This window comes from Actinomadura formosensis NBRC 14204, assembly GCF_001552155.1.
GTDB classification, from domain to species: Bacteria; Actinomycetota; Actinomycetes; order Streptosporangiales; family Streptosporangiaceae; genus Spirillospora; species Spirillospora formosensis.
In genome coordinates, this window is record NZ_BCQQ01000187.1 from 1 (window position 1) to 8,352 (window position 8,352).

The 8,352-nt window shown below is 72.3% G+C and carries 10 protein-coding genes; 4 read left to right on the plus strand and 6 right to left on the minus strand.

All coding sequences use genetic code 11. The features are described from left to right. Positions 1 to 415: 415 nt before the first annotated feature. The 3 genes from AF1_RS34955 (at position 416) to AF1_RS30440 (ending at position 2,392) form a co-directional block, all read left to right on the plus strand. Positions 416 to 556 carry a hypothetical protein gene (locus tag AF1_RS34955; RefSeq protein ID WP_157419356.1) on the plus strand — a complete coding sequence of 47 codons (141 nt, stop codon included), beginning with the start codon at positions 416 to 418 and terminating at the stop codon, positions 554 to 556. After that, entirely contained in the window at positions 553 to 1,563 is a 1,011-nt protein-coding gene (locus tag AF1_RS30435; RefSeq protein WP_067807200.1) for a glycosyltransferase family 9 protein, read from the plus strand. The genes AF1_RS34955 and AF1_RS30435 overlap by 4 nt, the downstream gene beginning before the upstream one ends. Before the next feature lie 151 nt (positions 1,564 to 1,714). Continuing rightward, positions 1,715 to 2,392, plus strand: coding sequence for an SDR family oxidoreductase (locus tag AF1_RS30440; RefSeq protein WP_067807203.1), 678 nt, complete (start codon positions 1,715 to 1,717; stop codon positions 2,390 to 2,392). Positions 2,393 to 2,564: 172 nt separating this feature from the next. On the opposite strand, the gene AF1_RS30445 is transcribed toward AF1_RS30440, so the two are convergent. The 4 genes from AF1_RS30445 to AF1_RS30460 all read right to left on the minus strand — a co-directional run bounded on the left by AF1_RS30445 (position 2,565) and on the right by AF1_RS30460 (position 4,742). After that, positions 2,565 to 2,966 (minus strand): DUF2267 domain-containing protein, encoded by a 402-nt coding sequence (locus AF1_RS30445; RefSeq protein ID WP_067807207.1) that lies wholly within the window; start codon positions 2,964 to 2,966, stop codon positions 2,565 to 2,567. 335 nt (positions 2,967 to 3,301) lie between these two features. Then, on the minus strand, positions 3,302 to 3,667 hold the full coding sequence (gene crcB, locus AF1_RS30450; protein ID WP_067807210.1) for a fluoride efflux transporter CrcB: 366 nt from the start codon (positions 3,665 to 3,667) through the stop codon (positions 3,302 to 3,304). Continuing rightward, positions 3,664 to 4,140, minus strand: coding sequence for a fluoride efflux transporter FluC (locus tag AF1_RS30455; RefSeq protein ID WP_067807212.1), 477 nt, complete (start codon positions 4,138 to 4,140; stop codon positions 3,664 to 3,666). Before AF1_RS30455 ends, crcB begins: the two co-directional genes overlap by 4 nt. A 140-nt stretch (positions 4,141 to 4,280) precedes the next feature. Continuing rightward, positions 4,281 to 4,742 (minus strand): SRPBCC family protein, encoded by a 462-nt coding sequence (locus AF1_RS30460; RefSeq protein ID WP_067807213.1) that lies wholly within the window; start codon positions 4,740 to 4,742, stop codon positions 4,281 to 4,283. Positions 4,743 to 4,905: 163 nt separating this feature from the next. Between AF1_RS30460 and AF1_RS30465 the strand changes: the two genes are divergently transcribed. Continuing rightward, positions 4,906 to 5,691 carry a SigB/SigF/SigG family RNA polymerase sigma factor gene (locus tag AF1_RS30465; RefSeq protein WP_067807217.1) on the plus strand — a complete coding sequence of 262 codons (786 nt, stop codon included), beginning with the start codon at positions 4,906 to 4,908 and terminating at the stop codon, positions 5,689 to 5,691. Between the two features lie 55 nt (positions 5,692 to 5,746). On the opposite strand, the gene glpK is transcribed toward AF1_RS30465, so the two are convergent. Further along, on the minus strand, positions 5,747 to 7,264 hold the full coding sequence (gene glpK, locus AF1_RS30470) for a glycerol kinase GlpK (protein ID WP_067807220.1): 1,518 nt from the start codon (positions 7,262 to 7,264) through the stop codon (positions 5,747 to 5,749). A 34-nt stretch (positions 7,265 to 7,298) separates the two neighbouring features. Further along, positions 7,299 to 8,129: an MIP/aquaporin family protein gene (locus AF1_RS30475; protein ID WP_067807222.1), complete on the minus strand. Its 831-nt coding sequence runs from the start codon at positions 8,127 to 8,129 to the stop codon at positions 7,299 to 7,301. Positions 8,130 to 8,352 lie beyond the last annotated feature (223 nt).

Sequence of the window (8,352 nt, forward strand, 5' to 3'; positions counted from 1 at the left end):
CCCGGGCCGCCTCGGCTGTGGGCGGGACGGGCGCGGGCGGCCGCCGGGAGCGGGCGGCGCGGCCAGGCGGTCAGCAGCCGGTTGCGGACCTCCCGCGACGGGTGGTGGTGGACGGCGGGTTCCGGCACGCAGGCGAGCCCCGCCCGGCGGCGGCCAGAGGGACTACCGCCCGCCCCGGGTCATGACGGCGGTGCGGCGCACGAGCCCGCGCGTCCCCGGCCTCTGCCCTCCATGTACCCGTACTGCCTGGCACTTCGCCCGGTCGGCGACCTTACTGGCTTCAGCGTTTAGGTCCATGATTATCGGCAATGCCGAATTACCCATAGGGGATTCACTCGCGCGAGACCGCCGAGAGCCGGTGTCTACGACGGAGCCATCGGCATCTCACCGAATGCCGCGCCGGAACGGGGCTCACATGCGCGTGCTCGGAATCAATGCGATCTTCCATGACCCGGCCGCCGCGCTGGTCGCGGGCGGCGGGGCCGTCGCGGCGGTGGGGACGGCGCCGCCGCTGGACGCCGTCGATCTCCTCCTCGGCGGAGGGCGGCGCCGATGAGGGTTCTCGTCGCACGCCAGGACAACATCGGCGAGGTGCTGCTCGCCGGGCCCGCCGTGCGGGCGGTCGCCCGGCGCGCCGAGGAGGTCGTGCTGCTGTGCGGGCCGCGCGGCCGCGCCGCGGCCGACCTGCTGCCCGGTGTCGACCGCGTGCTGGAGTGGCGCGCCCCCTGGATCGACCCCGACCACGTGCCCGTCGAGCGGGCCGCGGTCGACCGGCTCGTCCGCGACCTGCGCGGGTTCGACCGGGCGCTGATCTTGACCTCGTTCCATCAGTCGCCGCTGCCGCTGGCGCTGCTGCTCCGCCTCGCCGGGACCCCGTGGATCGGCGGCATCAGCGAGGACTACTCCGGGTCGCTGCTCGACCTGCGGCACCGGCCTGACACCGACCTCCCCGAGCCGCTGCGGATGCTGGCGCTGGCGGAGGACGCCGGGTTCCCGTCCCCGGCCGACACCCGGCTGCGGGTCCGGGGGCCGCTGCCCGACACCGGCCACCTGACCGGCGGGCCCGGGTACGTGGTGGTGCATCCCGGGACGTCGGTCCCCGCGCGCGCCTGGCCGCCGGGGCGCTGCGCCGAGGCGGTCCGGCTGCTGGACGCGGCCGGGCACCGCGTCGCCGTCACCGGCCACGGGGACGAGAAGGAACTGACCGCGCTCGTCGCCGGGGAGGCCGGTCTCGACCTCGGCGGGCGCACCACGCTGCCGGAGCTGGCGTCCGTGCTGGCGGGCGCGTGCGCCGTCGTCGCCGGCAACACCGGCCCCGCGCATCTGGCTGCGGCCGTGGGCACCCCCGTCGTGTCGCTGTTCGCGCCGACCGTGCCGGCCGCCCGGTGGGCCCCGTTCGGCGTCCCGCTGGCGCTGCTCGGCGACCAGCGGGCGCCCTGCAAGGACAGCCGCGCCCGCGATTGCCCCGTCGACGGGCACCCCTGCCTGTCGTCCGTCACCGCCGACGAGGTCGCCGCGGCGGTAGAGATCGTGGCATCGGTCGAGGAGGTCCCCACCTCATGAGAGTCCTGATGCGGCATGCGCACGGCCTACACCGGGACGGCGCTGCCCGAGGCGGAGACGGTCCGCGCCCACGACGGCGAGATCGTGCTGCTTCCCCCGCTGGAAGGGCGCTCACCACGCGCCTGTTGTCGACCACGAAGGGAAACGCGTCATGAACGTCCTCATCACCGGCGGCGCCTCCGGGCTCGGCGCGGCGGTCGCGCGCAGGATCGCAGACGACGGCGGGCGTCCTCTCGTCCTCGACCGGCACCCGCCGAAGGACGACGTCGAGTACATGCAGGCCGACCTGGCCGACCGGCGGCGCACCGAACTCGCCGTGCACGGCCTGGCGCGCGCCGCGGGCGGGCTGAACGCCGTCGTCACCGCCGCCGGCATCGACGCGTGCGGAACGCTGTGCGAGGTTCCCGCCGAGGACTGGGAGCGGGTCGTCCAGGTCAACCTGCTCGGCACCGCCGCCGTCGTCCGCGCCGCGCTCCCCTATCTGGAGAACGAGCCGCAGGGGCGGGTCGTCACCGTGGCGTCCACGCTCGGGTTCCGCGCGCTGGGCGACGCCACCGCGTACTGCGCGTCCAAGTTCGGGGTCGTCGGGTTCACCCGGGCGCTCGCCGCCGAGACGGCCGGGAGGGTCGCCGTCACGATGATCGTGCCCGGCGGGATGGACACCGCGTTCTTCGACGACCGCGCCGACCGGTACAAGCCGGGCCCGGACGCCGAGCTGAACCCGCCCGGGAACGTGGCGGCGGCCATCGCGTTCGCGCTCTCCCAGCCCGCCGGCTGCGAGGTGCGGGAACTGGTCGTCTGCCCGTCGCGGGACCCGTCGTGGCCGTAACGGCCCGCCGCGTCCTGGTGCTGCGCGGGCTGCGGCGCGCGGTGCCCGGCGCCACGATCACGCTCACGGCGCCCGCCGATGTGCCCGCCTGGGGCCCCGGCGAGCACGAGGTGGCGCGCCGGTGCCGGCCCGTCGCCGCGTACGGGCGCGAGCCCTGTCCCGGCCGGACGGGTCAGCCGGTGTGCCCGGCCCCCACCAGGTCCCGCAGGTCGGCGGGGAGGCTGTCGCGCACCTTCTGCGCGACGGCGCCCTGGGTGGCCTCGTCGGTCACCTCCAGCACGACGCGCGCCAGGTACGCCGAGCGCGGCTCGTCGGCGCCGGACCGGGCCGCCACCCGCTCCAGGAAGTCGTGCCGGCCGAACCGCTCCCCCGAGCCCCGGCCGCCGTAGACCTCGGTGCGCCGCAGATGCTCGCCGATCTCATGTGGCAGTTGCGCCGCGAGGTTGTCGGCGAGCCCCTCGGGGATCCGCTCGCCGAGCGTCTCCAGGACCGCGCGGGTCGCCCGCTCGGCCTCGCCCATGCCGGAGAGGCGGGCCCGGTTCTGGACCTGTCCGATGAACTCTTCGTGCCGCATGACGGACGCTCCTTCCTGCATATCCGAGATGCAGGAACTGCCCGTTATGTCCAGTTCTTAACGTGCCGGGGCGCCTCCACGGGCGGCGGGCCGTGCAGCGGCCCGCAGGCGAACACCAGGTGCGGGTAGGACGCGGGATCGGCGTGGTCGGGGTCCAGGCCGGCCGGTCCGAAGCCGGAGTGGCACGGTGCCCTGCCCTTCGCGTGACACTTCAGACACCTTCTGGTTTACGGACACGGGCTCATGGGCACAGTCACCTCGCGGCCCACTCGCCGGCTCGGAGCCAAGTGCCCCGACCTTCGAGCCTGGGCCGCACCACATTTCTCCCCGGGACTTCACATCGCGGGCAGTGCCTCGGCGACGACCATGCCGCAGTAGGCGGCCCCCAAGCCCGCGGCGACGCTCGCGGCGGCGTTGAGCAGCGCGGAGGAGCGGGCCCCGTCCTCGGCCAGCCGGAACGTCTCGTAGCCGAACGTGGAGTAGGTGCTGAGGGCGCCGCAGAACCCCGTCCCGGCGAAGGCCATCACATCACCGTTCACGGGCAGCGCCGCCAGAAGGCCCAGCAGGAATGAGCCCGCGATGTTGACGGTGAAAGTCCCCCAGGGGAACACCGAATCGTGCGCGGCCTGCACCGCCCGGTCGGCCAGGTAGCGCAGCGGAGCACCGAACGCCGCACCCAGCGCGACCAGCAGGACGGTCACTCGCCGTCCTCCACCGTCCGCGGGCGGACCAGCGACCTGGTCAGCCGCACCCCGGCCAGGACGGCGGCGAGCGCGGCGGCCGGCGTCAGCACGAGGTACGCCAGCCCCACCCGAGGCGCGCCGTGCGCCGCGGCCCGCTGGATGTCGACGCTGTAGGCCGAGAACGTGGTGAAGCCGCCGAGCACCCCGGTGCCGAGGAACGGCCGCACCAGCCCGTGCGCGCCCCCCACCTCGGTGATCAGCACCATCAGCACGCCGATCAGCAGGCAGCCGGAGACGTTGATCCAGAAGACGGCCCACGGGAACTCCCCCGGCCGGTACGGGAACGCGCCGCTCACCGCGTACCGCGCGAGGGCGCCGAGCGCCCCGCCCGCCGCGATCGCCCCCAGCGTCTCCCAGGGCGCCTGCCGCAGCTCGGCGCGCTGCCGCGGGACGTGCAGATCGACATCGGGGTCCACGGGAGGGCGGGCCATGGGCGTACTCCTACCAGTAGCGACAGCGTTCACCGGTAGGGACCGTTGGCGGACGTCGTCCGCGGTTTCACCCCGTATCGGGCACGGCGGGCCCCACCGCCGCGTCCCCGTCCGCCGGGGCCTTTCCGAGTGTAGCGGGGTCAGGGTTCGGGACGGTCGACCCGGCCGCGCCAGCCCCCGGTCTGCACGCCACGCGACTCGATGAAGGTCTTGAAACGCTGCAGGTCGCCCTTCACGCGGCGGGTCAGCGCGCCGCCCCGGTCGCCCGCCTTCTCGGCGAGGCCCTCCGGGTCGATCTCCATCTGCGCGGTGACGCGGGTCGTGGTCTCGTCCAGCCGGTGGAAGGTCACCACGCCGGCGTGGGTGGGGCCGTTCAGGGACTTCCAGGCGACGCGCTCGTCGGGGAGCTGCTCGGTGATGCGCGCGTCGAACTCGCGGGTGACGCCGGCGATCCGCGTCGTCCAGTGCAGGGTCGTGTCATCGAGCTGGCGGATCTCCTGGACGCCGTCCATGAACTCCGGGAACGTCTCGAACTGCGTCCACTGGTCGTAGGCGGCGCGGATAGGGACGGTGACGTTGACCGATTCGGTGATCGTGCTCACGGCTCCACCTCCTGGTTCACCGCCCCGTTACCCGCCTGACATGCGTCTACCCGCCCGGTCTCCGGCCGCGCCGTGTGACCCCTTGATTGACGGGTAAAGAAACGGGACCGAACAATCGCCCTCCAGCCCTCGTCTGCACTCGTCTGCAAAGGAGATGCTTCGTATGACATCGGCGCAGACCACCCGGTTCGACGACGGCCAGACCGAGGTCCTGCTGGCGGAGATGAACCGGCTGGCGGAGGACGATCCCCGCCGGGAACGGCTGCGGGCGCGCATCGTCGACATCCACGCCCCGCTGGTCCGCGGCGTCGCGCGCCGGTACGCCCACCGCGGCGAACCCCTGGACGATCTCCAGCAGGTCGCCTACCTGGGGCTGGTGAAGGCCATCAACCGGTTCGACCCCGAGGTCGGCGACCGGTTCGTCACCTACGCCTACCCGGTGGTGACCGGCGAGGTGAAGCGGCACTTCCGCGACAAGACGTGGGGAATCCGGGTGTCGCGCCGCATCCAGGAGCTCCGGCCGATCCTGCAGCGCACCGTCCAGGAGTTCACCCGCGGGCACGGCCGCTCCCCCACGACCGCGGAGATCTCCTCCCTCATGGACATCACCGAGGACGAGACGGTCGAGGTCATCATCGCCTGCGACGCCTACCGCCCGCTGTCCCTGGAGGCGCCGGCGGACGGGTCGGCGAGCGGCGAGAGCGGCACGGTCGGCGAGTATCTCGGGTCGGACGACCCGGCGCTGGACGCCTTCATCGACGGGCACTCGCTGGGCCCGCTGATCGACGGCCTGCCCGAGCGCGAGCGGACGATCCTGCTGCTGCGGTTCTTCGGCAACAAGACGCAGACGCAGATCGCCGAGCAGATCGGGCTGTCGCAGATGCACGTCTCGCGGCTGCTCCGCGCCACCCTCGACCGGCTCCGCGTGGGCCTGCTGGCGGAGGGGTGAGCGCACGGCCTCCGCCGGGGACGAGAGGACGCCCCCGCCCCCGGCAGGCGCACTCTCAGTCGACCTCCACCCAGCCATACGTGCGTTCGACGGCCTTTTTCCAGCCGGTGTAGCCGGTTCTGCGTTGTTCGTCGGTCCAGGTGGGGTGCCAGCGTTTGTCTTCGTTCCAGTTCTGGCGTAGTTCGTCGGTGGTGTTCCAGAAGCCGACGGCCAGGCCGGCGGCGTAGGCGGCGCCCAGGGCGGTGGTCTCGGCCACCACGGGGCGGGAGACCGGGACGCCCAGGATGTCGGCCTGTAGTTGCATGCACAGTTCGTTGGCGGTGACGCCGCCGTCGACTTTGAGTACGTCCAGGGTGACGCCGGAGTCTCCGCGCATGGCCTCGACCACGTCGCGGGACTGGTAGCAGATCGCTTCCAGGGTGGCGCGGGCCAGGTGGGCGTTGGTGTTGTAGCGGGACAGGCCGACGATGGCGCCGCGGGCGTCCGAGCGCCAGTAGGGGGCGAACAGGCCGGAGAAGGCGGGCACGAAGTAGACCCCGCCGTTGTCGTCGACCTGCCGGGCCAGTGCCTCGCTTTGCGCGGCGCCGGAGATGATGCCGAGCTGGTCGCGCAGCCACTGCACCGCCGACCCGGTCACCGCGATCGACCCCTCCAGCGCGTACACGGCCGGCTGGTCACCGAACTTGTAGCAGACGGTCGTGAGCATCCCCGCCTTGGACCGGACGAGTTCCTCCCCGGTGTTGAGCAGGAGGAAGTTGCCGGTGCCGTAGGTGTTCTTGGCCTCGCCGGGTGCGAAGCACACCTGCCCGACCGTCGCGGCCTGCTGGTCGCCGAGGATGCCGGTCAGCGGCACCTCGCCGCCGAGCGGGCCGTCCGCGCGGGTCGTCCCGTACGGCTCGGGCGCCGAGGACGGCCTGATCTCGGGCAGCATCGGGCGCGGGATGCCGAAGAACGACAGGAGTTCCTCGTCCCAGTCGAGGGTCTCCAGGTTCATCAGCATGGTGCGGCTGGCGTTGGTGGGGTCGGTGACGTGGACGCCGCCGTCCGTCCCGCCGGTGAGGTTCCACAGCACCCACGTGTCGATGTTCCCGAAGATCGCCTCGCCGTTCTCGGCCGCCTCCCGGACGCCGTCGACGTTCTCCAGAATCCACTGGACCTTGCCGCCGGAGAAGTACGTGGCGGGCGGCAGGCCGGCGCGGTACCGGATCGTCTCGCCCCTGCCGTCGCGTTCGAGCGCGGACGCGATGCGGTCGGTGCGGGTGTCCTGCCAGACGATCGCGTTGTAGTACGGGCGCCCCGTGCGCCGGTTCCACACCACGGTCGTCTCCCGCTGGTTGGTGATCCCGAACGCGGCCAGGTCGCCATGGCTCAGGTTCGCCTTGTTCAAAGCGGACTGGATGACGGCGCGGGTCCGTTCCCAGATCTCGGTCGGATTGTGCTCGACCCGGCCGCTCTGCGGCAGGATCTGCTCGTGCTCCAGCTGGTGGCGCACGACCTCGTTGCCGCCGTGGTCGAAGACCATGAAGCGGGTGCTGGTCGTGCCCTGATCGAGCGCTCCGACGAAGTCGGCCATGGCTCTCCCTTTCTGCCGGCGGGGCCGGGCCCCGTCAGGAAACGTCGTATTCCGGCCTCGGCTCAGTCATACCGGTGCCCTCCTCCTCTTCGGGGATGTTCCGCCCGATGAGCAGGATGTAGAGGCCGGCCCCGAGCGGGCCGCCGATCAGCGGCCCGGCGATGGGCACCCAGAAGTAGAAATTCCCGTACTGGTCCCGCCACGCGCTCTCGTATCCGGTGAGGTACTGGGCGAGCCGGGGCCCGAAGTCGCGGGCCGGGTTGATCGCGTACCCGGCGTCGCTGCCGAACGCCATCCCGATCCCCACCACGACCAGCCCGATGATGAGCGGGGCCAGGTTCGCCAGCGGCGGCGCGTTGCGCACGTCGGTGAGGGCGAGGACGAGGAAGAGCAGGATGGCGGTGCCGATCACCTGGTCGCGGAACGCGCCCCAGGTGCCGACCGGCAGCGAGCCGTTGCCGGGCAGCGTGGAGAACACGAACTGCGACTTGATGGTCAGGCCCGGATCGAACTTGTGCAGGATCTCGGTGTAGTCCCACCGGACGATCAGCGCGGCGACGAAGGCCCCGAGCGTCTGCGCGAACCAGAACGGGAGCACCTTGCGCCATGGGAATCCCTTGAAGACGGCGAGAGCCAGCGTCACCGCGGGATTGATGTGCCCACCGCTGATCCTGGCGGCGACGTACACGCCCAGCGTCACGCCCACCCCCCACGCCCAGGCGATGCTGTCGTGGTCGCCGAGGGCGGGCCCGCCCGCGATGACCTGCGCGACCACGCCGACGCCGAACAGGATCAGGATCAGCGTGCCGGCGAACTCCGCCGTCATCTCCCGGGCGAGTTCGGGGAGCTTCGGCCATCGCGTCATCTCTCCTCCTCCAGGAAGGTGTGACGCAAGACATAACCGCCACGGACGTAAGTACGCCCGGTGAGACAGGGCGGCGGGTTACGTGACGGCAATACCGGCACCAAGCGTCGCCCATCGCACCCCGCCGCGTGAACGCGATGGCGTGATGGTGCCCGGGAAGGAACGCGCTACGCGGTCAGTGGGTGCGGTGCCGCACGAGCGGCGGCTCAGCGGCCGGTGGATG

Excerpts from the sequence above, each read along its gene's own strand:
- glpK (WP_067807220.1), bottom strand. The coding sequence starts at position 7,264 with ATGGCCGACTTCGTCGGAGCGCTCGATCAGGGCACGACCAGCACCCGC.
- AF1_RS30445 (WP_067807207.1), bottom strand. The coding sequence starts at position 2,966 with ATGCGGCACGAAGAGTTCATCGGACAGGTCCAGAACCGGGCCCGCCTC.
- AF1_RS30455 (WP_067807212.1), bottom strand. The coding sequence starts at position 4,140 with ATGGCCCGCCCTCCCGTGGACCCCGATGTCGATCTGCACGTCCCGCGG.
- AF1_RS30440 (WP_067807203.1), top strand. The coding sequence starts at position 1,715 with ATGAACGTCCTCATCACCGGCGGCGCCTCCGGGCTCGGCGCGGCGGTC.
- AF1_RS30465 (WP_067807217.1), top strand. The coding sequence starts at position 4,906 with ATGACATCGGCGCAGACCACCCGGTTCGACGACGGCCAGACCGAGGTC.
- AF1_RS30475 (WP_067807222.1), bottom strand. The coding sequence starts at position 8,129 with ATGACGCGATGGCCGAAGCTCCCCGAACTCGCCCGGGAGATGACGGCG.
- AF1_RS30435 (WP_067807200.1), top strand. The coding sequence starts at position 553 with ATGAGGGTTCTCGTCGCACGCCAGGACAACATCGGCGAGGTGCTGCTC.
- AF1_RS34955 (WP_157419356.1), top strand. The coding sequence starts at position 416 with ATGCGCGTGCTCGGAATCAATGCGATCTTCCATGACCCGGCCGCCGCG.